The following is a 24,276-nucleotide window of genomic DNA, read 5'->3' as shown; positions in this document are numbered from 1 at the left end:
CGATGCTCCTGGACCATGCGAACCGCACGCTCACGCACTTCCGGGGAAAACTTCTTCGACTTGTTCATGGCTCCATTCTCTCAAGTGTCGGAGCCTCCGCAATACCCGGGGCGGTTCAGTGTCGTAGTTCGCTGCCGCATAGGCAGCTCAGAAAAACCAGACCAGGGGCGGCGAACGCCGCCCCATGTTCGCTGCCGCATAGGCAGCTCAGAAATCCAAACACCGCAGCGGCAAGGCTTACGCCAAGTTCGCTGCCGCATAGGCAGCTCAGAAATGATCGAGGCCGGTCCGCCTGGAAGTACTCGCGTTCGCTGCCGCATAGGCAGCTCAGAAAATGCAGTTACTGCAGGAGATGCCTGAGTTAACCAAGCATTGGCCATATTCGAAATATGCCTTCATCACTTCGATAATGAATCGCCCCCATCTGCCTGAGACACTGCGCGTTGACATGTTTTCCAGAATAAAACGGATAGTGCATTGGTAGGACAAAACATCGGTGGTTGCCTCGACACAGACTGTGGATTCAATCAGCCGGTTCAATACGTCGCTGCAAGCTTGGCGCTGATGTGATCTCCCGCTCGGATGCTCGGATAACGAGCGACTTCGCCAGGAGCAATGCAGGTGGGCGCTACGCTGATCTCGGCGTCGTCGTCCGGATCGCAGAAGAAGGCGATGGAATAGCGGTCGCTGCCGTCCGTACGCGGTTGCACACGATGCAGCGTCGAGCGAAGTACGTCGTTGGTCCAGCGCTGCATGAGATCGCCGATATTGACGATCACGGTCTCCGGCCGCGGCGCGACCGCCAGCCACGCGCCGTCGCGCCCCATGACCTCCAGTCCGCCGGCATCGTCCTGCCAGAGCAGCGTGATGCTGCCGTAGTCGGTATGCGCGCCGGCGCCCAGCTGACCTTCCGCGACGGGCGCCTCCTGGTAGGGATAATGCAGCAGGCGCAGCGTCTGGTTTTCGCCGGTATGCGCGGGGAGAAACCAGTTCGCCGGCAGCTCAAGACCCTCAGCCAGCGCGATCAGCAGACGCTGCGACAACGATTGCGCATCGCGGTACAGCGCACACGCGGCATCGCGGAACGGCGCGTCCGGCCACAGTTCGGTACGCGCTATGGTGTGCGCGACGTTGCGCATGGTGAAGCTTTCCTTGAGATCGGCCGGGCTCGATGGATCGAGCGCTTCCTGGCCCGCCGAAACCCAGCCGTGATTGAGCTCGGTGCTGCGGTAGCGCCAGGCCTCCTTGCGCCAGCGCGGCAGATCGAAAAAGCGCCGTGCGGCGGCGAACGCGCCGTCGACCGCCGCCGGATGCACGCCGGTGTGCGTCACGCAGAAAAAGCCCACTTCCTCGGCGGCGCGGCGGATATCGCGCACCATGGCCATGCGCGCATCTCCTTCCAGCGCGCGCAAATCGAAGACCGGGATCGTCCGGCTCATGTACCGCCCTCCGCGGCCGGCTCCGCGCTCAGCTTGCCGGGATTGAGCAAACCCAGCGGATCGAGACGCCGCTTGAGCGCCATCTGCCCCGGATCGCTGCGTCCGCCTTCGTCCAGCAGCCAGGTATGCGGATCGGCGATATAGACCCCGGCCTCACGGTGCTCGGCGATGATCTCGCGCAGGCGCGGCTCGCCGCGGTAACGCACCAGCTGGATGCCGGCGCAAGACAGCTCGCCGCCGCGGCGTAGGAACTCCAGGTGCATCAGAACCTCCCCGCTGTAGCGCTCGCGCATCGTCTCGACCAGATCCAAACAGCGATCGGCCGGGAAATCGCTCTGCAGATAGGTGATCGCCTTGTCGCGGCGCAGCGCGTGCAGCGTCGTGTGATTCCAGGTGTATTCGATCAGGCTCTTGGCGCCGCCGAACACCGCCGCGTGATCCTGTTCGAAGGAGAGGCTGCCGCCGACTTGCGCGGCGAGTCCATCGGCCACTTCGGTAGCGGCTCGTGAAATCACCATCAGTACCGCCGTACAGCCCGCCGCCACCCGGTCGTCCAGCCCCACCAGCTCCGGAATCGGCGCGTCGAGCACGGCAAGCTCGCGCAGGTCCACCGCGGCATGCGCCAGACGATGCGCGAAACGCGCCGCCGGCATGAATTCGGGGAACACGTACAGCCGCTCCACCCACGGCAGGCACGGCGTCAGCGCATATTCGAGTTCCAGCAGCACGCCGTTGGTGCCGTAGGCATGGTACAGATCGCGCACCGCCAGGCCGCGCATTTCGAACGGCTCGGGATCGGGCGACATCGGTGCCACCTTGGCGGCCAGCACGTTGCCCGGCTCTTCCAGCGAACCGAAGCGGATCGAGCCGACGCCGCCGAAACCGCCCGAATAGAATCCGCCGGCGGTGGAAATGCGGTAGGTCGACGGCATCAGGCGCAGCTCCCAGCCATGCGCGCGGGCAGCGGCGTCGACGTCGGCCAGCCGCGCGCCGGCTTCGACGCGCGCCACGCCGCCGGCCACGCTGAGGACGCGGTCGAGCCGGCTCATGTCCATCACCACCCCGCCGGCCAGCGGCACGCACTGGCCGTAGTTGCCGGTGCCCGAACCGCGCAGCGTCAGCGGCACGCCGCGCTCGGCGCAGGCGGAAATTACCGCCAGGGCCTGGGCCTGATCGGCGGGACGTACCACGGCCTCGGCACGCGCACCCTCCAGCGCCTGCTTGAGCACCGGACTGAACCAGGAGAAGTCGCGCGACAGCCGCGCCTGCTGCCCGGCCTCATCCAGCCACTCGGCTTCCGGCACCCGACCGCGTAGTGCTTCCAGATCCAGCGCAACGCTCATGTCCTCAACTCCTCTTGAACGGCAGGCGCAGCACGCTCCTGCCCGTGCCGGTATCGACACACAGGGTTATGACCGGATGGTCGCCGGCCCGCACCTCGGCCCATGAACGGGCGTCGCCGTGCTCCAGCGCGAGCCCCGGAAAGGCGGCCAGGGCGACGGACAGGCGCAGCCGCTGGCCGCGGCGCAGCGTGGCGAGCACCGGTCGCAGGCGGATGCGCCACGGGCCGGGACCGGTCAGCCGCGCGCCGCTGGCGGTCAGGTGCAGCGTCCGCCCGTCGGCCTCCACGGTCGACAGCGTCGCGCAGACGGTGAACGGATCGCAGTCGGCAGCGCCGTGCAGCTCCAGCTCGGGAGCGCCGCACAACAGCGATTCGGTTTCCAGCTCGGCGCCGGTGAAGGCGAGTACGTCGGGGCGCTCGTCCACGAAGCCGCGCTCGGCGCGCCCGGCCGGCAGGCCGAGATGGCCGCCGACCGCCGGCGCCGGCCGCCACGGATCGTGCACCAGCCATTCGCTGCCCTCGTACGCCGCCTCGGCCGTCAACCTGCCGCTCGTCGGATCGACCGATACGCGTCCGTCGCCGCTCGGATGCAGGCTGAGGATCTCGTCCGACCGCGGCCACTCGGACCAGTGCCGCCATTCGCCCGAACCGAGATCGAACAAGCGCACGCCCGTGGGCGCGTCGGCGTCTTCGCCGCACAGATGGCGGCGGAAGAACGCGACCTGGGCGCAGTCCACGCCGCCAGCGGCCGCGGCGCCGAAATCCACGGCGCCGCTGCGGGCGGTCCAGGGCAGATGTCCCCAGGGACCGACGATGAGCGCCGTCTCGCCGCCGTTGCTGGCCAGGGCGTCGTAACCGGCCAGCGTGCCGCCGAGAAAGGCGTCGTACCAGCCGCCGACGAACAGTGCGGGCGGCACCGCGTGCAGGCGGCTAAGCGCCGCCGAACGCCACCGCCAGTAACCGCTGTCGCGCGGTTCGCGCAGCCAGTCGTTGAAGAAACTGCCCGGCAGCCCGGCGGCCGCCGTCGCACCGGGCTCTCGCAGCGCGGTCCCGTCCGCCTCGGCCAGGCGCAGCGCGCGCTTGAAGTCCTCGGTCTCGCCGCGGCGGCGGTATCCCTCGGCAGCGAGCTGCGCCGCCCAGCCCAGGCCGTTGCCAAGACGCAGCGCGCCCTGCTCGTAGGCCCAGTCGTCGTAGAGATTCCAGGCGGTCATCGCCGGCGCGATGGCGCGCAGCGCCGGGTGTCCGCCTGCGGCGGCGAACAGCTGCGTGGCGCCCTGGTAGGAAAAGCCGTACATGCCGACCCGCCCGTTGCTGCCCGACAGCCCGGCACACCAGTCCAGCGTATCCAGACCGTCGGCGGCCTCGTTCACGAACGGTTCGAACAGGCCTTCCGAGCCGCCGCGCCCGCGCACGTCCTGCACCACCACGATGAAACCCTGGCGGGCGTACCACGCCGGATGGGCATAGGTCACGGTCGAGGCGATACGCCGCCCGTAGGGCTGACGCATAAGTAGTACCGGATGCGTTCCCGGCCCCGGCGGACGATAGACGTCGGCGACCAGCGCGAGGCCGTCGCGGGTGTGCATCACGGCGGTTTCCGGCGACGCCAACATGCGCTAGGCGACCTCTTTCGCGAGGCGGGTGACGGCCGCCGCCGCGCGAGCGCGCAGCGCGGCCAGATCCAGCCCGGGAATCGCCCCGTGCTCCACCACCACGCGCCCGCCGACCAGCACGTAGCGCAGCTCGGGCGCGCCGCCGCCCATCAGCGGCGCCAGCGCCGGCTGGAACTGGCCGAAGTAGCGCGGATGCGCGAGATCGTAGACCGCCAGATCCGCCGCCATGCCGGGCTCGAGCGTGCCGACGGCGTCCAGGCCGAGGATGCGTGCGCCGCCGCGCGTGCCCCAGTGCACCACGTCCTCGACCACGGTGGCCTGCGCGCCTCCGACGGCGCGGTGCACCAGCCAGGCCAGGCGCGCTTCGGAGATCATGTCCGCCGCCTCGCTGGAGGCGGTGCCGTCCACGCCGATGGACACCGGCATGCCGGCCGCGGCCATGCTCGGCACCGGCGCCACGCCGCTGCCCAGGCGACAGTTGCTGGCCGGGCAATGGGCGATTCCGGTGCCGGTCTCGGCCATCAGCGCGATCTCGGTGTCGTCGACATGCACGAGATGGGCGAACCACACGTCCGGGCCCAGCCAGTCGTGCTCGGCGCAGTATTCCACCGGCTTCATGTCGTGCGCCTCGCGCGCGTGGCGCACGTAGTCGGCGGTTTCGGACAGGTGCGAATGCATGCGGATGCCCAGATGCCGCGCGTGCGCGGCCAGTTCGCGCAGGCCCTGCGGCGTGGCGGAGAACAGCGGCGTGCTCGGCGCCATCACCACCCGGCGCATGGCGTCGGGCGCGCTCTGGTGAAAACGCGCGGTCAGGCGTTCGACGTCGGCGGCGTAGCGCTCCACGGTCTGCGGCCGAATACGGTTCGGATAATCGGAGAACTGCTCGGTGTCGGTGGCGCCGCCGCGGCACAGCGCGAAGCGCATGCCGAAGCGCTCCGCGACCTCGAACAGCACGTCGCCCAGGGTGTCGTCGCCGGCGGCGAAATATAGGTAATGGTGGTCGGCGCAGGTGGTCGTACCCGAGAGCAGCAGCTCGGCCAGACCGACGGTCGCGGCGATCTCCAGCAGCTCGGGGTCGAAACGGTCCTGGAAGCGGAACGGCACCGCCGCCAGCCAGCCCATCAACGGCTGATCGATGCCCTCGGGCACGGCCTTGAGCAGGCTCTGGAACAGATGGTGATGGGTGTTCACCCAACCGGGATAGATCACGCAGCCGGACGCGTCGAGCACGCGCTCGCCATCCTGCGGCTCCAAGTGCGGCCCCAGCTCGGCGATGCGTCCGTCGCGGATGCGGATGTCGGCGGCGCCGGCATGCGCCGCTTCGCCCGGCAGTCCGGTAAGCACGGCCTCGGCGCCGCGCAGCAACATGGCCTCACTCACCGGCCACCCCGCGCAGCAACGTGACCGTTTCGCTGATCGGAGCGTCGCCCAGGTGCGTCTCGCCTTCGCCGTGCGCCGCGATTAATTCCAAAAGCTGCTTGCGCATGACGATGCCGGGCTTGTCCGCCGGCATGTGGAACTCGCCGCCGCCGGCCGCATCCAGCGGCACGTCCCAATCCGTGGTTTCGAGAATGGCGCGGTCCTCCTCCGTCACCTGGCGGTCGAAGGCGACGACCTTGGCCGCCGGCGCCTCGGCCTCGCTGTCGTTGCGGTAGGCCCACTGCACGATCTGCGAGTGACGGTCGTCGACAGGCGTGGCGGCGGTGACTATGGAGTGCACCACGCCGTTCGGATAGGCGATGCGCAGCTTGCGCACGAAGGGCAGGTACCAGCGGCTTTCCATGTGGCGCTCGGTGCGCTCGTTGGCCATCTGCAGCAGCTCCTTCTGCAGTTCGGGATTGCGCACCGGCGCCACCGAGCGCATGACGAAGCCGTAGTCGGCCGGCGTGATTTTTAGCTCGGCCGGCTGGGGATCGTCGGACAGCCCGAAGGTGGCTCGATGCACGAAGCTGAAGTGCGCATTGTCGAAGGAGTTCTCCATCACACGCAGCCCGGCGCAGGCCCAGCTCTCGTAGAACTCGTCGATCTGTCGGTAGCCGTCCTCGCGCGCTTCCGGGAAATCCGGCAGTTCGGCCAGCGGTTCGCCCAGGCACACCCAGACGTAGCCGTAGCGAGCCTCGCACTGGTAGGACGCCACTTCGCCGCGCGGCGGCAGGTCCGGCTGCTGCGGGATGCGCACGCACTTGCCGCAGCGGTCGAAGGTCCAGCCGTGGTAGCCGCACTGCAGCTCGCCGGCCTCGGTGACCCAGCCCTTGGAGAGCTGCGCGGTGCGGTGGCAGCAGCGGTCGGCCAGCGCGGCGGGCGCGCCGTCGGCGCCGCGCCACAGCACGATGCGCTCGCCCAGCAGCGTGAAAGGCACCGGTCCGGGTTCCAGCTGCGCCAGCGGCAGCACGGGATACCAGAAGCGGCGCAAAACAGGTTGTCGGGTGACCAGCATCGTTATCTCCTCAAAGTACGGCTGCACAGGCGATCTACGGCGTTACGCGCTACTCACTCACCTGTCCACGCGTTATGTCTCGCCTCTTAATCCAACTCGCCCGCGCACTCCAAGGCTCAAGCCGCGGACAAACCTTCCGCGGCCAGCTTCGCATCGTCCCAGGGCTGGACGACGGGCTGCAGCTCACGGATGCGTGCCTGGGCGCGGGCGGCCTCGGCGGCGAAATCGTGACGCACGCCCTCGCCGCCGCGCAGCAATCGCCGTCCACCGACCCAGACGTCGCGCACGTCGCCGATCTGCGCGTTGTAGACCAGGCTGGAGGCCGGATCGTGTACAGGCATGCAGTGCAGGCCGCGCAGGTCGACGCGGGTGACGTCGGCCTCCTTGCCCGGCGTCAGGCTGCCGCAGCGCTCGCCCAGGCCGAGCTGTTCGGCGGCTCCCAGCGTGGCCATGTGCAGCAGGTCGCGCGCCGGCATGACGGTCGGGTCGAGCCGTGTGACCTTGGCCAGGCAGGCCGCCATCTTCAGCGTTTCGAGAAAGTCCTGACTGTTGTTGCTCGCCGGCCCGTCGGTGCCGATCATCACCGGCACACCCTGCTGGTGAGCCTCCCAGGCCGGCGCGGCGCCGGAGGCCAGGTACATGTTCGAGGTCGGGCAGTACACCAGCGCCGCCCCCGTGCCGGCGGCCAGCGCGACTTCGTCCGCCTTCAACCAGACGCAATGCACCATCTGCATGCCGGGGCGCAGCAGGCCCCAGTCGGCCAGCGTCTCGACGTTGCGCCGACCGTAATGCTGCAGCGTGTATTCGACCTCCAGACGCGTCTCGGCGACATGGCAATGCATCGGCAGACCGTGCTCGGCGGCATACTCGCCGGCCAGCTTGTAGAGCGGCGCGGACACGCCCCACAGCGTGTTCGGCCCCACGCCCGCACGCAGATGCGTGGCGTGAGGGGCGCACTGAGCACGCAGGTGGTCGAGCTTGGCGACCACGCTATCGGTGGTTTCGCGCAGCATGCGCGGATAATTCTGATCGGCGAAGGCGTAGGCGATCTGCTCCACCCACGGCCAGATAACGCGGCGGATCCACTCCTCCAGCACGGCATCGTCGTGCACGCCGCGCAGATAGCTCTGAAACAGGTGCGTGTGCGCGTTGACGAAGCCCGGCAGCAACACCTGACCCGGCCCCTCGTCGACGAATACCGGTTCGCCGAAACCGGCCGCGCGCCGCAGCGCCAACACCTCTTCGCGCGTCCCGACCGCCTCGATACGGCCATCTCGCAGCCACAGCGCTCCGCCCTCGATGCAGAACGGCCGGGCCGAATCCATCGGCAGCAGCCATTCGGCAGCGATCAGTTGTTCTCCCATATCACCCCGCCCCGCGTTCGTGCTCAAGCTTGTTCACGCTGTCTCGTTCCAAATGCGAATATTGCGTTCATCAGTTGGACTACGCAGGTCTCGTGCCAGCCGGACAAAGCCCTTCAGCGGCTTGCGATTCCCTGGCTCGCCACGCATGATTTCGCACCAATTCGGGGCAGACGTCCGGGGCGCCGCCCTGCCTTGTGACAGACAAGGCGGGACGATCGGCTTGCAGCGCAGAACGCTCGCGCCACCGCCTTTCTCCGGAAGCTGGCCCGGGGCTTGCTATGAGCCTTGACCCGTTGCCCACCCTTCGCCAGCGCTCTCCCGGCGCGGCAACGGTCTACACCGGGCGCCTGATGCGCCACTACAAGAACCCAAACAAAGGGGCGAAATCGAGATGGATACCGAAATCACTGCAGACACGCCGATCGCCGACGAACAGGCGCGCGACTACGGCGGCTGGGACGTGCTCTGGACCTGGTTCGGCGCCGGAGTCAACACCGGCTCCTGGTACTTCGGCGGCGTCGCCGCCGGGCTGGGCATGGCCTTCGTACTGCAGTCCGCACTGCTATGGATGCCGCTGTTGATGATTCCGTGGGCCGCCATCGCCTACCTGGCCTGGCGCCGCGGCGTCTCCACCGTGGGCGTCACCGTACCCGCGCTGGGGACGCAGGGTTCCCGCCTGACCGGACTCGGGCAGTTCCTGGTGCTTTCCGGCTGGCCCAGCATCAACACCTTCATTGCCGCCATCTCGCTGAGCTTCGTGTTCAAGGCCGCACTCGGCTGGCCGGCGTTCGGCGAGCCCGGCTCGACCGAACCGATGATCATCGGCATCCTGCTCACCGCCATCGCCCAGGGCGTGATCAGCGTGCTCGGCCATCAGGCCATCCGCTATCTGGAACGCATCTCGGCCGCGCTGCTGATCGTGCTCGGCGGCTGGGAAACCTACGTCGTGTTCACGCACTGGGATCTGGCCCGCATCATGGCCTTTTCGCTGCCCAACGCCGGCGGCCAGACCTGGGCCACCATCGCCGACATCGCCTTCGGTCTGGGCTGGACCTGGGCACAGGTCGGAGACTTCGCCCGCCTCGGGCGCAGCGGCCGCGGCACGACACTCGGCAGCTGGCTCGGCGTCAACCTGGGCCAGGGCTGGTTCATCGTCATCGGCGGCCTGGGCGTGATCGGCGTGGCGCTGACCAGCGGCCACTATGACCCCGAGAACTCCGACCCCAGTTCCACCCTCGCCGCCCTCGGCCTCGGCCTCGGCCTGGTGGCCTTCCTGGTGCTGGTGTTCTCCACCGTCAGCACCAACGTCACCAACATCTACGGCGCCGGCATGGGCCTCTCGGCCATGGTCCGCTCGCGCCCGCGCAGCGCCCTGCTCGCGGTAGCGCTGTTCCAGCTCGTACTGTGCTTCGTGCCGCTGGTCTACGGTTCGTTCCTCGACTATTTCATGAACTTCCTGACCTGGATCGGCGGCTTCTTCGTGCCGCTGTGGACGGTGGTCCTGCTGGACTGGGCGCTGCGCCGCGGCACCGGCTACGGACGCGTAAGCGCGTTCAACGCCGCCGGCCTGATAAGCGTCGTGCTCGGCCTGCTGGCATTCTTCATCGTCGACATGGGCCTGCCTGCCCTGGAAGCGCAGATCACCGCCAGCCTGCCGGCCATCGTGGTCACCTCCCTGAGCTATTTCGTGCTCACCGCGGGCGGCGCGAAACTACGCGGATAAACGGCAATTCGATCGAGTTCGACGCGAAAGACCGACATCGGGGCGCATTTGCAATACAATGCGCCCCGTTCCTCCCTCCAGATTCGAAAAATTCGGTAGTTTCCGCATGAGCGCTGTCCCCGAATCGCCGCCGTCCGCCGACGCGCATCCACTGGTCGACATAAGCGGCCTCGGCAAGCACTACGGCAGCGGCACCGAGCGCCATCTGGCCCTGACCGGGGTCGATCTGACCATCCATCGCGGCGATTTCGTCTCGCTGATCGGCCCTTCCGGCTGCGGCAAGACCACGCTGCTGCGCATTCTCGCCGACCTCGAAAGCATCACCGAAGGTTCGGTCAGCGTCGGCGGGCTGAGCCCGCGCGAGGCGCGCATGGCGCGGCTCTACGGCTACGTCTTCCAGGCCCCCACGCTGCTCGACTGGCGCAGCGCGCTGGCCAACGTGATGCTGCCGTTGCAGGTCATGGGCCGACCCAAGGCCGAGGCCCGCAAAACCGCGCTCGAACGCCTGGAGCAAGTCGGCCTGACCGAAGCCGCGCGACGCTACCCCTGGCAGCTCTCCGGTGGCCAGCAGCAGCGCGTATCCATCGCCCGGGCCCTGGCGCTGGACCCCGAACTGCTGTTCATGGACGAGCCTTTCGGCGCACTGGACGAAATCACCCGCGAGCGCATGAACCAGGATCTGCACGATCTGTGGCTGCGCACCCACAAGACGGCCGTGTTCGTCACCCATTCCATCGCCGAAGCGGTGTTCCTGTCCACGCGTATCGTGGTGATGAGCGCCAACCCCGGCGGTATCACCCGAGTGCTGGACGTCGACCTGCCCCGGGAACGCAACTTCGAGACGCGCTCGCTGCCGCGCTTCTTCGAACTGGTCAACGAAGTACACGAAGGCCTGCGCGATGCCTACGCCGTATGAGCACGGCGGCCGGGGCGGGAACGGCCATGCCGCTTAAACGCCTCATCGGCATCTGGCCGGTCGCGGCGGTCGGCCTGGCGATGCTGCTGCTGTGGCCCTTAATCGCCTTCCTCGTCAATCTGCCGGCGGCCCGCGAAGCACTCGCCCAGGGCGGCTGCACCGGCCTGTACGCCTGTGCCAGCACCCTGAACAGCCCCATCCTGCCCGCACCGCTGCAATTCCTCGACGGCGCCGCGCAAATGCTCAATCCGCTGTGGGGCCGATCCAGCCTGCTGTTCAACGCGCTCTACACCGGCTGGGAGACCCTGCTCGGACTGCTACTGGCGCTCTTCGTTTCGTTCTTCACGGGTACCCTGCTGGCCTTCTCCAGGCCCTTCGAGCGCGCCACCCTGCCGTGGATCGTCGCCAGCCAGAACGTGCCCATCATCGCCCTGGCCCCGGTGCTGGTGGTGCTGCTGGGACGCTTCGGCGTGCAGGGCCTGCTGCCCAAGGCGCTGATTTCGGGCTATATCGCCTTCTTCGCGCTGACCGTGGGCGTCGCGCGCGGCCTGGCCAGCCTCGATCCGCTGCGCCTGGACCTGATGCGCAGCTACTGCGCCTCACCCTGGTTCGTGTACTGGCACGTGCGCCTGCCGGTCGCGCTGCCGCTGATCATGACCAACCTCAAGGTCGCCGCCGCCGGCGCGCTGGTCGGCGCCATCGTCGCCGAGCTGTCGACGGTCACCTTCTCCGGCCTCGGCGCCATGCTGCTGGCGCGCTATTACGCCGGCGACATCATCGGCCTGTGGGTGGTCATGGCCGCCTCCGGCCTGCTCGGCATCGCGCTCTATGCGCTGCTCTCCCTGCTCGAACGCGTGGTGACGCCATGGTCTCCCAGACACTGACATTGCTGCGCAAACCGCCGCTCGCCTTCGGCATCTGGCTGGCCTGCACGGCGGCGCTGCTGGCGCTGTCCGGCCCGGCACCGGCCTGGGCGGGCACCCCCGCGCTGCTGCTCGGTCTGGCCGGCGCCCTGGCCATCGGCCCGCTGGCCGGCGGCCCGACGCGCCGCAACCCGCTCGCCGCGCTGCTGCCGCCGTTCTACAGCGGCGTGCTCGCAGTCGCCCTGATCCAGGCGCTGCTGGAAATCCACCGCGTGCCCAGCGGCCTCATTCCCACACCGCTGGCGATGTTCCAGGCCGCCTGGGCCGATCGCGCGCTGCTGCTGCAGGACAGCTGGCAGACCTTCGTGCTGGAAAGCCTCAGCGGCATGGCCGTGGGCATCGCCATCGGCCTGGCGCTGGCCGTGCTGATCGTGCGCGTGCGCTTCTTCGAACGCGGCCTGCTGCCGTACATGGTGATGCTCGCCAGCCTGCCGGTGCCGGCCATGGCGCCGCTGGCGGTCGCCGCCGCCGGCACCGGCTGGGGCTCCAAGGCCCTGCTGGTCGCCGTCGTCACCATCTTCCCGACGGTCATCAACGGCGTGCGCGGCATGCAGTCGGCCTCGCCGCTATCGCTGGACCTGCTGCGCAGCTACGGCCTGGAAGGCCTGCGCACCTTCGCGCCGCTGCGCCTGCCCGCCGCGCTGCCGTTCCTGTTCACCGCACTGAAGATCGACCTGACGCTGGCCCTGATCAGCGCCATCGTCGGCGAGTTCTTCGGCTCGCCGGGTCAAGGGCTCGGCTTTCGCATCAAATTCGAAGTGTCCATGTTCAACATGCCGCTGGTCTGGGCCGCGATCCTGTACACCACCGTACTCGGTCTCGCGCTCTACGCCCTGATCGTGGTGCTGGAGCGCAGGCTGACGTTCTGGCATCCGTCCATGCGCTAACAGGAGTTGTTATCTACTCATGCGGCACGATAGGGCGTCGAAATCGGGCTCAGAATGCTCATTTACCGAGTGTGAACTGCGCTTCTTCGCCCGATTTTTCCTTCTCTCGCACTCGCTTGAGCGATAACGACAACCTGTTAGTCATCTCCGTCTCAACCGTCACGTAGGGGGTTTTACGATGCAACGTCGCGATTTTCTCAAGGCGCTCGGCGCCAGCACGCTGGCCGCTGCCGGTTCGTCCCTGCCGCGCATCGGCAGCGCCGCCGGCCTGGTGCCGGTCAACCTGCAGCTCAAGTGGTTCCCGCAGGCGCAGTTCGCCGGCTACTACATTGCCAAGGCCAAGGGCTACTACGAAGCCGAGGGCCTGGACGTGAGCCTGCTACCCATCGGGCAGCAGTCGCCGATCCAGACCGTGGTCGCCGGCGCCGCCGACTTCGGCACCACCTGGATCACCGACCTGCTCACCGCCTCGGTGAACGGCCTGCCGGTGGTGGAGATCGCGCAGATCTTCCAGAAGTCCGGTTTCGCCTTCACCACCGAGAAGAAACTGGGCATCAAGACCCCCGCCGACTTCAAGGGCCACACCATCGGCATCTGGCCCGGCTACAACGCACAGCCGGCGCTGGCCTTCTTCAAGAAATACGGCCTCACCACCTCGCTGGAATCCGGTATCGGCAAGCCCGACGTCAAACTCATCACCTACGGCTTCGATCCCAAGCTGGTGTTCCCCGACAAGGCGCAGGTCGTCTCCACCATGACCTACAACGAGCTGGATCTGGTGGTGCAGATGGGCTACCCGCTCGACACCCTGGACGTGTTCTGGCTACCCGACTACGGCATCAACCTACTCGAGGATCTGATGTTCACCACCCCGCGCGTGCTGGGCGAGAAGAACTTCAAGGGCAGCGGCCTGAGCGGCAAGGAAGTCGGCGCCCGCGTACTGCGCGCCACGCTCAAAGGCTGGGACTACGCCGTCAAACACCAAGCCGAAGCGGTCAAGGCCGTGCTGTCGCAGTGCGGCTCGTACTGCAAGGGAGCCGGCAAGAATGCCAGCGGCCTCAAGCACCAGACCTGGATGATGGAGCACTGCGCCAAGCTCTACGAAGCCGGCCCGACGCTGGACGGCAAGGCGGGACTGCTGGAGAAGAGCGGCCTGGACAACAACATCGCCCTGCTCAGCTCGCTGGGCGTGCTCAAGAAGGCTCCGCCCAAGACCGTTGCCGACTGGAGCGTCTGGGAGATGGCCACGGGCAAGACCGTGTCCTGGAAGGCCTGATCCGGCCTCTGTGCAGCGCACTGCCCATGCGGCGCGCTGCGCGGCCCCGGCCGGCCTCTTTCGGGCCGGCTAAAATATTTTGACCAGATTCAAACGACGAGATATTCACCGTGTCCGACGCTTTTCCAAACCTGCATGTTCTCGACCACCCGCTGATCCAGCACAAACTCACGCTGGCGCGGCAGGAAGGCATATCCACCAACCAGTTCCGCCGCCTGCTCAGGGAAATCGCCCTGCTCATGGGCTACGAGGTCACCCGCGACCTGCCGCTGGAGCACAAGACGATCCAGACGCCGATCACCGAGATGGAAGCCCCGCAGATCCAGGGCAAGAAGGTCGTCATCGTCTCCATCCTGCGCGCCGGCCTGGGCATGGCCAGCGGCCTGCAGGAACTCATGCCGTCGGCCCGCGAAGGCCACATCGGCCTGTACCGCGATCACGAGACCAAGCGGCCGGTCGAATACATGGTCAAGCTGCCCGAACCCCAGGGTCGCCTGTTCATTCTCGTCGACCCCATGCTCGCAACCGGCCACTCCGCCGCCTATGCGGTCGACGTGCTCAACCGCCACGGCGTACCCGACTCGAACATTCGCTTCCTCGCCCTGGTCGCCGCCCCCGAAGGGATCAAGGTCTTCCAGGAAGCACATCCGGAGGTGCCGGTCTACACCGCCGCGCTGGACGACCATCTGAACGACGACGCCTACATCGTGCCCGGCCTGGGCGACGCCGGCGACCGGCTGTTCGGCACGAAGTAAGAGGCCTGTGGGAGCCGCGGCGCGGTTCCCACTGTTTATGAGAGATAACCGCTTAATGCAGTAGCGGCTGAGCGGCCGCGTTCGCCAACCGCAGCAAATCCTGCGCCCATGGCGTGAACAGCCATACGAAAAAGGCGCCGTTCAGCACCACCGTCCCCCAGAACACCGTGCGGAAAGGCTGTTTCCTGGATTTGTGGCGCAGCGTCGCCTGCGCCATCAAAGCGCCCGGCCAGCCGCCCAGCAGGGCCAGAAGGTGCAGCCTGCTTTCCGCGGTACGCCAACCGCCTCTTCTCGCGGCCGACTTGTCCAAAGCGTACGCCGCAAAGGTCACCACGCTGACCGCGAGATAGACGGCCAGCACCAACGGCGGAAGTGCCGAACTCCAAACGGCGGCGCCGACAATCGCCAGAAAAGCCATGGCGAGAAAGTACGACCAGGCACTTCCCGACCTACGCGCCTCCTTGCGGGGGCCGCCGTTTGCGAACACCACGCGCTCCGCACGCGGCCGGCCGCGCTGATCCTTACCCAGCGCATAGCTCACCGCGTCGCCGACCGCCGGACGCCGGCCCTGCCGCTTCAAGGCCCGAGCATGCACGAAGACCCGCTCCCCTCCGTCCTCGGGGCTAATGAAGCCGAATCCGCGCTCATCGTTCCAGATGGAAATTTTCCCCTTCACGCTCACTGCTCCGCGAACCTTCCGACAGCCCCCATGCCACCTACCACGCTGCGCGTGCCGCCCACGTCGAAAATTGGGGCCAGACGATGCAGCGTACCGGCACACCCGAGCGATCGTGAAAAGCATTCCGACAACGCCGTCATGCAAAGCTCATCCTGCCGCATGTCGCGCGCAGAAATATTCGGATATTTACCCATGAATACAACACATTATAGAAACTTCCAGCGCGTCAAAAATAAATCTCGAATCACATTACTCTCAATTTAAAATTCCTACCGAATTATCCAGGAATCAAGCAGCCAGACCCTCCATGAGGATAAAAAATCCGCATACCAAGAACGCATGCAGAAGCACTTCTGTTTGGACGACCTGTTTTGAATTATGCATACAAATACACGTATACTGAATATGTCATAATATAACTAACTGAAATCACTGATATTTTATACAAAACCCATCAAATCATGAGAAAACAAAAGGACTAATTCATGAGGTTCAAAACCTTCAGCACACTCCTTTCGATATCACTATCCATCGCACTTTTCCTATCGCTAGGTACCGCCGCGTCCGCAGCGGAAACGACGACCGTCAAATTCGGAAATCCGCCCTGGCCCGGCGTCACCGTCAAGACCGCCGTTGCCCGGCAATTGCTCGACGCCGCGGGCTACACGACATCCACGACCAGCGCTGGCTGGATCATTTGTCTGCAAGGCGTGGCCGGCGGAAAACTGGACGCCGACCTCGGCATCTGGCTGCCGGCCGAGCGCGACACCGTCAACGCGCTGCTCAAATCGGGCAAGATCAAGCTCGTCGCAACCAACATCGCCGACGCCAAATACAGCATCGTCGTTCCCGAATATGTCTGGAAGGCCGGCGTGCACTCGATCGCGGATCTGCACAAGTATCCGCAGAAATTCGACCGCAAGATCTACGGCATCGAGAGCGGTGCTGCCGGCAACGGCATCGTCGCAACCGCCATCAAGAAGAACACCTACGATCTGAAGGGCTGGGAGCTTGTCCCCTCCAGCACCGCAGGCATGCTGAGTCAGGCCGGCCGTGCCATCAACAAACACGAGTGGATCGCCTTTCTGGGCTGGAAGCCCCACTGGATGAACATCAAATACAAGCTACGCTACCTGGAGGATCCCAAGAACATCTGGGGCGGCACCAGCACGGTACACACTGCAGCGAATCCGGACTTCATCAAGCGGCAGCCCAACGTAGCCCGATTCCTGCACCAGATGATCGTCCCCGCAGCGACGCAGAGCCACTGGATCTACGACTACAGCTACAAGAAGACCCCCGTCGATGCCGTCGCCAAGGACTGGATCAAGGGACACATAGGCCTAGTCGCCAAATGGCTTGAAGGCGTTCGCACCGCAGACGGCAGCCAGCCTGCGATCGACGCCGTGAAAGCCGCCTTCGCCGGCTAATCCGCGCCGCTTGCAAACGATGCGCTTCGGAGCGGGCCCGGCGATGCCGTCCGGCCCGCTCCGACCCGTCCGGAATCGGCATGTCTTTGCTGACGCGCGACCGTCCGCGCTCCGGGGCTAGCCCTTCATCCAGAACAGCATCGCCGACAGGGTTACCAGCGAGCCCAGCGTCGAAAGCAGAATGGTGTGCGAAACCACCGACGCCTCGCGCCGGTACAGTTCGGCCAGCATGTAGGGCCCGGTTCCGGTCGGCAATGCGCTGAGCAGCAGCGCCGCTTCGGCCCACAGCGGCGGCAGCTTGAAGACGTGAAACGCCAGCCACCAAGTAATCAGCGGGTGCACGAACAGCTTGATCGACACCAGCCCCACCGCCGGTCTCCGCCCCTCGCCGGCCTGCTTCTGCGCCAGGAAGGCACCGAGCGATACCAGTGCGCAGGGCGTGGTCGCGTCACCAAGCAACTGCAGCAGCTTGCCCAGCGGCTCGGGCACCGCCGTGCCCCTGACGGCCCACAGCACGCCCAGCAGCGGCGAAACTACCAGCGGATTCTTGAGCAACGCAACGGCGACCTTGCCCAAGGCGTGATGCAGCGTCTTCTCGGCTTGCAGCCCCACCTCGATGCAGACTACAGCGACCGCAAACAGTACGCACACAACGATCAGACTGGCTATCAGCGCTGCTTCCAGCCCATCGTGACCGAACACCAGTAGACATAGCGGAATACCGATGTAGCCGGTATTCGCATAGGCCGCGCCGAGACCGTCGATGCTGGCATCGATCAGATGTCGCGGTGAACGCAGACGATACAGCAACGTGGCTGCGAACACGCCCATGGTGCCGAGCATGGTGACGGCGACGAAGCCCGGATGCCAGATCTGCTGCAGCGTGGCGCTTGCCGTAGCCTGAAACAGCAGCGCCGGCAGACACAGCCAGACGACGAAAAGATTGAGTTCCGAAGCCACGTTCTCACCTAGGCGGCCGGTGCGCCGCCCCAGGAATCCGAGCAGGATCAGCGCGAAAATCGGCAGGACGACATGAATGACGGACGACATCGGGCTATGCACTCAGGCAGGCGGAGAAGAGCGGCCGAGTGTAGCGGCACCCATCGATACCGTAAAATTCCATTTTATCTAATAACTGATACCTTATGGGAATAGATAATGAATGTCCGTCAGCTCCGCTACTTCATCGCACTCGCAGAAACGCTGCACTTCGGCCACGCGGCGCAGCGCCTGCACATCACTCAGCCGCCTCTCAGCCGACAGATCGCCGCACTGGAAAGTTCGCTGGGCACTCCGCTGTTCGTGCGCAACTCGCGCTCAGTCGCGCTGACCCCGGCCGGCGAAGACTTTTATCGCCACGCCACGCGTCTTCTGTCCGACTTTGACCTCGCCATGCGTTCCGCCCAGGCGACTGCCCGCGGCGAACGGGGCGAACTGCGCATCGGCTTCACCATGTACGCCGCCTGGAACGTGCTGCCGGGACTGCTCAAGAGTCATGCCGAACGGCAGCCGGAAGTGCGGCTCACGCTAAGCGAAACCCTGCCGCGCGACCTACAGCAGGCACTGAACGCTGGCGAGATAGACCTCGGCATCGCCTTCCCTACCCCCGTCGTCGCCCCGCTGGATTACCGTCCGCTGTTCCGCGAGCCGCTATGCGCAGTCCTGCCGGCCTCGCATGCACTGGCCGAGAATGCCTGCATAGACGCGGGCGCACTGGCAGGCGAACGCTTCGTGACCTTCCCCCGCTCGACCGCCCCGGCGCTGCATGCGGCGGTGACGGCGTGCTGCGAACAGGCTGGCTTCGAACCGAACATCCATCTGGAAACCCATCTGCAGCAAACCATCGTCAACCTGGTCGCCGCCGGCTTCGGCGTCGCGCTGGTACCCGATTCGATGCGCCGCCTGCAACTGCCAGACGCCGTGTTCCGGGCGCTGACACACTCGCCGCTGATCGAACAAGGGCTGTTCTGGAACGCGCACAATGCGAACCCCTGCCTCGGCGAATTCCTCGAATGCATCGAACCACCGGTCGTCGAGTAGGAAATTCAAGCCGGAACGATGAAAACCTTAGCGCCGCATGCTTTCGAGAATGGACGGCAGTTCGTTCATATGCGAAAAGCGCCCGTTGGCCTCGTCGGCATCGCCCCCAGGGACGTAATGCAGCGCACGCATCCCCGCGGCCTCAGCCGCCGCTAGGCCCACTGGGGTATCCTCCACCACGACGCACTGCCGTGGCACGAACCCCATGGACGCCGCAGCATGCAGGAACAGGCCCGGATCGGGCTTCCAGGCGCCCACGTCATAGGCACTGAAGCGGCCCGGCCCGAAATGCACGCCTAGTTCAGTGACCTTCAGCGCCAGCTCGATCTTGTCGGGCGGACTGTTGGACGCGATGCAGCGCGACAGAGCCAGTACATCCAGCATCTGCGGCACACCCGGCATCGGCCTCAGATCGGTGACGAAAAGCTCGGACATCCGGTCGCGAAAACGCGCCTCGAAGTCCGCGCCCAGTGGTCGTTCGATCCTGCGCTCGATGTCGCTTAGCGTTTCGTGCATGCGCCGTCCGCGATAGCGCACGACGAGTTCTTCCAGCGGCTCGTCCAATTCCGGCAACAGCTCCAGCAGCGCCTGCCCTCCGAGCCGCTCGCTGTCGACGAGCGTGCCGTCCAAATCGAATATCACCAGTGTGCTGTCCATGCCGAAAACATCCCTAGAAGAAACTGTAGTGACGTAGGAGCGAGACGATACTTCCAAAGAAGAAGTGCGCCAGCTTTCTTCCCGGCAACCGCCGCACAGCCCTTCCGACATGCGCGAGTGCGGTTGGTTCAGCAGGCTCGGTTCGGCGAAAGGCTTATGGCGCCATCGACGGCGACGCGCACGCCTCACGCACGCAGCTGCGCAGCCAGCGATGCGCCGGGTCGGCATGCAGGCGCGGGTGCCAGAACATCGAAATCCTGATCTGCGGCATCGGTATCGGCAGCGCGAAGCTGAACATGCCTTCTCGCAATGTTCCGGTGTGCCGCTCCGGAACGGTGGCGATCAGATCCGAGGCGCGGGCAAGAGCCAGCGCGCTCGAGAACCCGCCGACGACGATCGCCACTTCCCTTTCGAACCCAGCCGCCGCCAGAGCCCCGTCCACCGGCCCCGCATTGAGGCCCGGCGGAGGGACATGCATGGATACGTCGACGTGCTGGCCTCCGGCATAAGCGGCAAGCGTGATCTCGGCGCCACTCAATGAATGCCCTTTACGCACCACGCCGACGAAGCGGTCGTGGAACAGAATCTGCGTGCGCAGCTCCTGCCCGGTACTCTCCCGCAGCACGCCCGTTTCCAGATCGACGGCGCCTTCGCGAAGCGACCCGCTGTCCTTGTCCGGCTTCTGCACGAAACGCAGGTGCACGCCGGGCGCCTCGGCACCGACGCGCGCAATCAGTGCGGGGCCGAAGTTCTCCACGAAGCCGTCGCCGGTCCGCAACGTGAAGGTCCGCACGAGCTTGCCCGGATCGACCTTCTCGGCAGGACTCAGCATCGCCTGAGCCTCCCGCACCAGCTCCCCAACCCTGTTCCGAAGCTCGATCGCCCTCGGCGTGGGAACAAGACCGCGTCCGGAACGGACCAACAATGGATCACCCGTCGTCTCCCGCAGCCGGGCCAGGGATCGGCTCATAGCGGATGGGCTCAGATGCAGCCTTCGCGCAGCGCGTGCAACGCTGCCCTCATCGAGCAGCGCATCGAGGGTGATGAGCAGGTTGAGGTCGGGGTACGACATGCGTCCGACCATAGCACAGAGATTCTCCGATATGGCGTCAGACGCACGCATGGAGTGCAACTCATGCGTCTTCCGCAATATCAGTCTCGGGCTTATCTTGAACCCATGATGTTCGAGAGTTCCGGACGCCGGAGCCGGCATGCAATCCAACGACGAGAGATAAAGACCATGACGACGGAAAACGAAACGCCCTCAGTAAATTCCGAACGCGACTACTGGAACCAGCGTTATGCGGCAAAGGAACTCATCTGGACTGCCGAAGCCAATCGCTTCGTAGCCGAGGAAACCGGATCGCTCACGCCCGGAGAGGCTCTGGATCTTGCCGCAGGCGAAGGCCGCAACGCCGTATGGCTGGCGGAACAAGGCTGGCATGTGCATGCCGTCGACCTGTCCGACGTCGCCATCGAAAAGGCCAGGCAACTGGCCGCAGGACGGAATGTCGCCGACCGCATCGACTTTCAGGCTGCCGATTTGAATAACTATGAGCCCCGCAGAAGCGACTTCGATCTGGTCATGCTGATCTACCTGCAGATTCCGCAGTCCGAACTGCGCCCCATCATCACGCGAGCGGCAAGCGCGGTGGCGCCGGGCGGTACTTTTCTACTCGTCGCGCACGACTCGTCGAACCTGGAGCAAGGCTACGGCGGGCCTCAGAACCCCGAGGTGCTCTACACCGCCGATCAGGTAATCCCTGCGTTGGAAGGTCAATTCGACATCGAAAGAGCAGGAGTGGCGGAGCGCCCCGTGAAGACCGATGCCGGCGTCAAAGTCGCGCTCGACTGCGTCGTGCGGGCCAGACGACATAGCTGACAGTTCGGCGACGGCATCGCTCTGTGGTCAACGATCGAAATATTCTCAACATCATGGCTTGTGTTGCTTCCGCCTGTCTTACGACCTGAGGGGCAGCTGCGGCAGAGTCATTAAACCCAGCGTCGGATTTGGCGGACACCTCACCAACAACCTGTTTCGCGTCGAGGCCGACGGGGTCGAGATCCCCTATCGGGGGATGATGGCAAAGCGGGCGGCACCGGCTGATTTCCTGCAGCTGAAGCCTTTGCAAACATACCGCGTCAAACTGGATCTATCTGCGGATTAGGACATTCCCCAGGCAGCCAGAATGATCGAAGTGCGGTTCGAGCATACCAACCATTTCTCCGTAGACGCTTTTCAGCTCTATTCGCCCAGAACCCTGTCTATCCGAACCTTCTCGGCTAGACATCTCAGTCCGGCGTAGCCCGCGCTTCCAGGCTTCACGACGAGGCTTGTTTTTCCATTCTGGCGGTCGCTGCAAAGCAAGCAGATAAATTGTTTCGGCCAGTAATTCCATGATCTGTTCCCAGATTGTCGGTCCTCCTGCCCGACAATCTGGGCGACTTGCGCTCGTTGCTCAAACGACTTTACCATCCACTTTGGATAACTATTGGTTATGTGAAATGCGGCGTGGACGCCTCCCCCTAACGGCATTGCGAGCGTTCGAGGCTGCCGGCAGAGCCGAAAGCATCTCTCTGGCCGCAGCGGAACTCTGCGTTTCACAGGCGGCCGTCAGCCGCCAGATCAAGGTTCTCGAAGCGCAAACCGGCGTTATGCTCTTCGAGCGTATTCATCGCGGAGTTCGCCTGACACCCGAAGGGCTGCGGCTGCTCAATACCCTCACGCAGGCTTTCGACGGAATCGACAATGCGCTCGGCGAGATCCGCAGACCAACGGTAGAAACGATTTCAGTAAGTGCGGATCCGTCCTTCGCTATCTGCTGGCTCGCTCCGAACCTGTCTGCCTTTTATGAGATCGCACCCAATGCCGACGTGGTTCTGAACGCGGATATGCGTATCGTCGAATTCGGCAATGACGGGACAACCCTCGCGATCAGATACGCAAAAGAGCGCTCCAGCTGGCCTAGAACCGAGGCGCGCAAACTTTGCGACACGCATCTTTCCGCCTACCTTTCGCCTGCGCTAGCCGAATCAGTCGACCTCAATGCGCCCCCGAGCCTCTTGCCCCTACCCCGTCTTCACGAGGACAGTCGTGATGACTGGCGCAATTGGTTCACCGCCGCCGGCGTTGCGCCGCCTACAGCAGAGCGCGGCACGATGTTCAATGACAGTGCGGTGATGCTACAGGCCGCGATTAGCGGTCAAGGCGTTGCACTGGTCGACGACCTCTTCGCCGTAAACGCCTTGGCACGAGGTGATCTGATCAGGCCTTTCGACATCTCCATCTCAGGTGGGTCGTACTGGCTGGTAAGTCGTAGCTTCAATGGCCTATCCAACGGAGCACGAAGCTTTGCCGATTGGCTTGTGAACGCCCTCGTGACGGACAGATAGCTCGCCCCCGTTTCGGCCTATGTGCCGCCAGCGATCCGCGCGAGTCCACCCTGATCAAAGGGCAGGCAGTTTCCTGTCAGCAAGCGCACACAGATAGGCCATACACAGCAAGGTCGTCTGCTCGCTCAAGGTGTCGTCGCCCAGTCGATGCAACATGGCGTTGTGCTCGAGCAGGGACCGGGTAACGCCACTCATGGCTCCCCGCAGGATGAAAACGGCTGTCGGCAGATCGTCGAAATGGGCGTCACGGACACTGGCCAACGCACCGGTGATGGCCGAGTTGATGCGATTGCCGGTATGGCCAACCAACTCCGTTGCATTGAGTGCGGTCCGTTTTGGCCGACATATAGGCGTGAACGATGCTTGCCGTCACACCGTTCAGGTTCCGTCCGCGGCAGTCACGGCAAGCAGATTCGACTTTCGTGGCGACGTCATTCAGGTGATGCTCGAGGAGCGAGTACAGCAAGGCGTGCTTGTTCGGGAAGTACTGGTACAACGTTCCCACCGAGACCCCCGCCCGTTCGGCCACGCGTGTGGTAGTCAGCCGCCGCAGCCCCTGGGTCAGCAGGACCTGAATGGTCGCTTCGTAAATCGCCGCCACGGTAGCCTCTGAGCGGGCCTGACGCGGCATCTTCCTTGGCCTGAGGCTGTTGGTATCGGCAGTTTTCATATGCGAATGCAAAAACCGAACAATCCTTCATAAAATTCCGACTCTACAGCAAGCCGAGCCGATTTCTCAAAGGAGGATTGTCGTGTCGGAAACGCCCCGCATTGCACTGATCACCGGAGCCAACAAAGGCATCGGCCTTGAAACCGCGCGCAGAATAGGCCAAGCAGGCTTACGCGTACTACTGGGCGCCCGCAAGCCCGCGCTGGGCGAAGCGGCTGCGGCCGTGCTCGCAAGCGAAGGACTCGATGCCCGGTTCATCCATATCGATCTGAACGCCCCGGAGACGCTGACTTCGGCAGCATCCGCCATCGAATCGGAGTTCAGCCGGCTCGACGTACTGGTAAACAATGCCGGCATTACCGATCGCGCCGACGGCTCTCCCGGACGCGCCAGTCCGGAAGCGGTAAGGCGCATTTTCGAGACGAATGTGCACGGATCGCTCGCCGTGATCCAGGCGATGCTGCCCTTGTTGCGCCAGTCTTCATCGGCACGCATCGTCAACGTCTCGAGCGGACTCGGATCGCTCGCCTTGAATAGCGATCCGGACTGGGAGTTCTCAGGCGTTAAATTGTTCGGATACAACGCCTCCAAAGCCGCACTGAACATGCTGACTGCCCAGTTGGCCACGGAACTCGCTCCGAACGGCATCAAGGTCAATTCTGCCGATCCGGGATTTACAGCGACTGACCTCAACGGCCATCGCGGGTATCAAAGCGTCGAAGTGGGGGCCGA

The 24,276-nt window shown here is 65.0% G+C and carries 22 protein-coding genes; 11 read left to right on the top strand and 11 right to left on the bottom strand.

The window, feature by feature from the left end; genetic code table 11:
• Positions 1-536: 536 nt before the first annotated feature.
• The 6 genes from P8014_RS17765 to P8014_RS17740 form a co-directional block, all read right to left on the bottom strand.
• The gene (locus P8014_RS17765) at positions 537-1,439 is read right to left on the bottom strand and encodes a 2OG-Fe(II) oxygenase family protein (protein WP_337818662.1); all 903 of its coding nucleotides are present in this window, start codon (positions 1,437-1,439) and stop codon (positions 537-539) included.
• On the bottom strand, positions 1,436-2,782 hold the full coding sequence (locus P8014_RS17760; protein WP_337818661.1) for an FAD-binding oxidoreductase: 1,347 nt from the start codon (positions 2,780-2,782) through the stop codon (positions 1,436-1,438). The genes P8014_RS17765 and P8014_RS17760 overlap by 4 nt, the downstream gene beginning before the upstream one ends.
• Before the next feature lie 4 nt (positions 2,783-2,786).
• Positions 2,787-4,394, bottom strand: coding sequence for a CocE/NonD family hydrolase (locus P8014_RS17755; protein ID WP_337818660.1), 1,608 nt, complete (start codon positions 4,392-4,394; stop codon positions 2,787-2,789).
• A 3-nt stretch (positions 4,395-4,397) separates the two neighbouring features.
• Positions 4,398-5,774, bottom strand: a complete 1,377-nt coding sequence (locus tag P8014_RS17750) for an amidohydrolase family protein (RefSeq protein ID WP_337818659.1) — start codon at positions 5,772-5,774, stop codon at positions 4,398-4,400.
• Positions 5,767-6,831, bottom strand: coding sequence for an aromatic ring-hydroxylating dioxygenase subunit alpha (locus P8014_RS17745; RefSeq protein ID WP_337818658.1), 1,065 nt, complete (start codon positions 6,829-6,831; stop codon positions 5,767-5,769). Before P8014_RS17745 ends, P8014_RS17750 begins: the two co-directional genes overlap by 8 nt.
• A 116-nt stretch (positions 6,832-6,947) precedes the next feature.
• Entirely contained in the window at positions 6,948-8,195 is a 1,248-nt protein-coding gene (locus P8014_RS17740; RefSeq protein ID WP_337818657.1) for an amidohydrolase family protein, read from the bottom strand.
• Between the two features lie 391 nt (positions 8,196-8,586).
• On the opposite strand from P8014_RS17740, the gene P8014_RS17735 reads away from it, so the two are divergent.
• The 6 genes from P8014_RS17735 to upp all read left to right on the top strand — a co-directional run bounded on the left by P8014_RS17735 (position 8,587) and on the right by upp (position 14,675).
• Positions 8,587-9,918, top strand: coding sequence for a hypothetical protein (locus tag P8014_RS17735; RefSeq protein WP_337818656.1), 1,332 nt, complete (start codon positions 8,587-8,589; stop codon positions 9,916-9,918).
• A gap of 106 nt (positions 9,919-10,024) precedes the next feature.
• A complete protein-coding gene (locus P8014_RS17730) occupies positions 10,025-10,834 on the top strand; it encodes an ABC transporter ATP-binding protein (protein ID WP_337818655.1) in 810 nt (269 codons plus the stop codon).
• The gene (locus P8014_RS17725; RefSeq protein ID WP_337818654.1) at positions 10,831-11,718 is read left to right on the top strand and encodes an ABC transporter permease subunit; all 888 of its coding nucleotides are present in this window, start codon (positions 10,831-10,833) and stop codon (positions 11,716-11,718) included. Before P8014_RS17730 ends, P8014_RS17725 begins: the two co-directional genes overlap by 4 nt.
• Positions 11,700-12,644 carry an ABC transporter permease gene (locus P8014_RS17720; protein WP_337818653.1) on the top strand — a complete coding sequence of 315 codons (945 nt, stop codon included), beginning with the start codon at positions 11,700-11,702 and terminating at the stop codon, positions 12,642-12,644. Before P8014_RS17725 ends, P8014_RS17720 begins: the two co-directional genes overlap by 19 nt.
• Positions 12,645-12,822: 178 nt before the next feature.
• Positions 12,823-13,920, top strand: coding sequence for an ABC transporter substrate-binding protein (locus P8014_RS17715; protein WP_337818652.1), 1,098 nt, complete (start codon positions 12,823-12,825; stop codon positions 13,918-13,920).
• Between the two features lie 110 nt (positions 13,921-14,030).
• Positions 14,031-14,675, top strand: a complete 645-nt coding sequence (gene upp, locus P8014_RS17710; protein ID WP_337818651.1) for a uracil phosphoribosyltransferase — start codon at positions 14,031-14,033, stop codon at positions 14,673-14,675.
• A 52-nt stretch (positions 14,676-14,727) separates the two neighbouring features.
• Here upp and P8014_RS17705 read toward each other — a convergent pair whose 3' ends face one another.
• The gene (locus tag P8014_RS17705; RefSeq protein WP_337818650.1) at positions 14,728-15,351 is read right to left on the bottom strand and encodes a DUF1294 domain-containing protein; all 624 of its coding nucleotides are present in this window, start codon (positions 15,349-15,351) and stop codon (positions 14,728-14,730) included.
• A gap of 488 nt (positions 15,352-15,839) precedes the next feature.
• Here P8014_RS17705 and P8014_RS17700 point away from each other — a divergent pair, with 488 nt between their 5' ends.
• Positions 15,840-16,784, top strand: a complete 945-nt coding sequence (locus P8014_RS17700; RefSeq protein ID WP_337818649.1) for an ABC transporter substrate-binding protein — start codon at positions 15,840-15,842, stop codon at positions 16,782-16,784.
• 117 nt (positions 16,785-16,901) lie between these two features.
• Here the strand turns inward: P8014_RS17700 and P8014_RS17695 are convergent, their stop codons facing one another.
• Positions 16,902-17,834: an AEC family transporter gene (locus tag P8014_RS17695; RefSeq protein ID WP_337818648.1), complete on the bottom strand. Its 933-nt coding sequence runs from the start codon at positions 17,832-17,834 to the stop codon at positions 16,902-16,904.
• 108 nt (positions 17,835-17,942) lie between these two features.
• Between P8014_RS17695 and P8014_RS17690 the strand changes: the two genes are divergently transcribed.
• A complete protein-coding gene (locus tag P8014_RS17690; protein ID WP_337818647.1) occupies positions 17,943-18,824 on the top strand; it encodes a LysR family transcriptional regulator in 882 nt (293 codons plus the stop codon).
• A gap of 27 nt (positions 18,825-18,851) precedes the next feature.
• On the opposite strand, the gene P8014_RS17685 is transcribed toward P8014_RS17690, so the two are convergent.
• Both P8014_RS17685 and P8014_RS17680 read right to left on the bottom strand, forming a co-directional pair.
• The gene (locus P8014_RS17685; protein WP_337818646.1) at positions 18,852-19,481 is read right to left on the bottom strand and encodes an HAD-IA family hydrolase; all 630 of its coding nucleotides are present in this window, start codon (positions 19,479-19,481) and stop codon (positions 18,852-18,854) included.
• A gap of 154 nt (positions 19,482-19,635) precedes the next feature.
• Entirely contained in the window at positions 19,636-20,604 is a 969-nt protein-coding gene (locus P8014_RS17680; protein ID WP_337818645.1) for a LysR family transcriptional regulator, read from the bottom strand.
• Between the two features lie 117 nt (positions 20,605-20,721).
• On the opposite strand from P8014_RS17680, the gene P8014_RS17675 reads away from it, so the two are divergent.
• Together P8014_RS17675 and P8014_RS17670 are read left to right on the top strand one after the other, a co-directional pair.
• Entirely contained in the window at positions 20,722-21,363 is a 642-nt protein-coding gene (locus P8014_RS17675; RefSeq protein ID WP_337818644.1) for a class I SAM-dependent methyltransferase, read from the top strand.
• A 515-nt stretch (positions 21,364-21,878) separates the two neighbouring features.
• Positions 21,879-22,874, top strand: coding sequence for a LysR substrate-binding domain-containing protein (locus tag P8014_RS17670; protein WP_337818643.1), 996 nt, complete (start codon positions 21,879-21,881; stop codon positions 22,872-22,874).
• A 244-nt stretch (positions 22,875-23,118) separates the two neighbouring features.
• On the opposite strand, the gene P8014_RS17665 is transcribed toward P8014_RS17670, so the two are convergent.
• A complete protein-coding gene (locus P8014_RS17665) occupies positions 23,119-23,544 on the bottom strand; it encodes a TetR/AcrR family transcriptional regulator (protein WP_337818642.1) in 426 nt (141 codons plus the stop codon).
• A gap of 82 nt (positions 23,545-23,626) precedes the next feature.
• Between P8014_RS17665 and P8014_RS17660 the strand changes: the two genes are divergently transcribed.
• Positions 23,627-24,276, top strand: a 650-nt coding sequence (locus P8014_RS17660) for an SDR family NAD(P)-dependent oxidoreductase (protein ID WP_337818641.1), incomplete at its 3' end; no start/stop codon positions are given.

This window comes from Acidihalobacter sp. (assembly GCF_037381185.1).
In the GTDB taxonomy this organism is placed as follows: domain Bacteria; phylum Pseudomonadota; class Gammaproteobacteria; order DSM-5130; family Acidihalobacteraceae; genus Acidihalobacter_A.
This window is presented reverse-complemented; position numbering and strand designations above follow the sequence as displayed.

Excerpts from the sequence above, each read along its gene's own strand:
- P8014_RS17765 (WP_337818662.1), bottom strand. The coding sequence starts at position 1,439 with ATGAGCCGGACGATCCCGGTCTTCGATTTGCGCGCGCTGGAAGGAGAT.
- P8014_RS17685 (WP_337818646.1), bottom strand. The coding sequence starts at position 19,481 with ATGGACAGCACACTGGTGATATTCGATTTGGACGGCACGCTCGTCGAC.
- P8014_RS17720 (WP_337818653.1), top strand. The coding sequence starts at position 11,700 with ATGGTCTCCCAGACACTGACATTGCTGCGCAAACCGCCGCTCGCCTTC.
- P8014_RS17680 (WP_337818645.1), bottom strand. The coding sequence starts at position 20,604 with ATGCGTGCGTCTGACGCCATATCGGAGAATCTCTGTGCTATGGTCGGA.
- P8014_RS17735 (WP_337818656.1), top strand. The coding sequence starts at position 8,587 with ATGGATACCGAAATCACTGCAGACACGCCGATCGCCGACGAACAGGCG.
- P8014_RS17675 (WP_337818644.1), top strand. The coding sequence starts at position 20,722 with ATGACGACGGAAAACGAAACGCCCTCAGTAAATTCCGAACGCGACTAC.
- P8014_RS17755 (WP_337818660.1), bottom strand. The coding sequence starts at position 4,394 with ATGTTGGCGTCGCCGGAAACCGCCGTGATGCACACCCGCGACGGCCTC.
- P8014_RS17730 (WP_337818655.1), top strand. The coding sequence starts at position 10,025 with ATGAGCGCTGTCCCCGAATCGCCGCCGTCCGCCGACGCGCATCCACTG.
- P8014_RS17695 (WP_337818648.1), bottom strand. The coding sequence starts at position 17,834 with ATGTCGTCCGTCATTCATGTCGTCCTGCCGATTTTCGCGCTGATCCTG.
- P8014_RS17690 (WP_337818647.1), top strand. The coding sequence starts at position 17,943 with ATGAATGTCCGTCAGCTCCGCTACTTCATCGCACTCGCAGAAACGCTG.
- P8014_RS17740 (WP_337818657.1), bottom strand. The coding sequence starts at position 8,195 with ATGGGAGAACAACTGATCGCTGCCGAATGGCTGCTGCCGATGGATTCG.
- P8014_RS17700 (WP_337818649.1), top strand. The coding sequence starts at position 15,840 with ATGAGGTTCAAAACCTTCAGCACACTCCTTTCGATATCACTATCCATC.
- P8014_RS17745 (WP_337818658.1), bottom strand. The coding sequence starts at position 6,831 with ATGCTGGTCACCCGACAACCTGTTTTGCGCCGCTTCTGGTATCCCGTG.
- P8014_RS17725 (WP_337818654.1), top strand. The coding sequence starts at position 10,831 with ATGAGCACGGCGGCCGGGGCGGGAACGGCCATGCCGCTTAAACGCCTC.
- P8014_RS17760 (WP_337818661.1), bottom strand. The coding sequence starts at position 2,782 with ATGAGCGTTGCGCTGGATCTGGAAGCACTACGCGGTCGGGTGCCGGAA.
- P8014_RS17715 (WP_337818652.1), top strand. The coding sequence starts at position 12,823 with ATGCAACGTCGCGATTTTCTCAAGGCGCTCGGCGCCAGCACGCTGGCC.
- P8014_RS17665 (WP_337818642.1), bottom strand. The coding sequence starts at position 23,544 with ATGAAAACTGCCGATACCAACAGCCTCAGGCCAAGGAAGATGCCGCGT.
- P8014_RS17670 (WP_337818643.1), top strand. The coding sequence starts at position 21,879 with ATGATCTGTTCCCAGATTGTCGGTCCTCCTGCCCGACAATCTGGGCGA.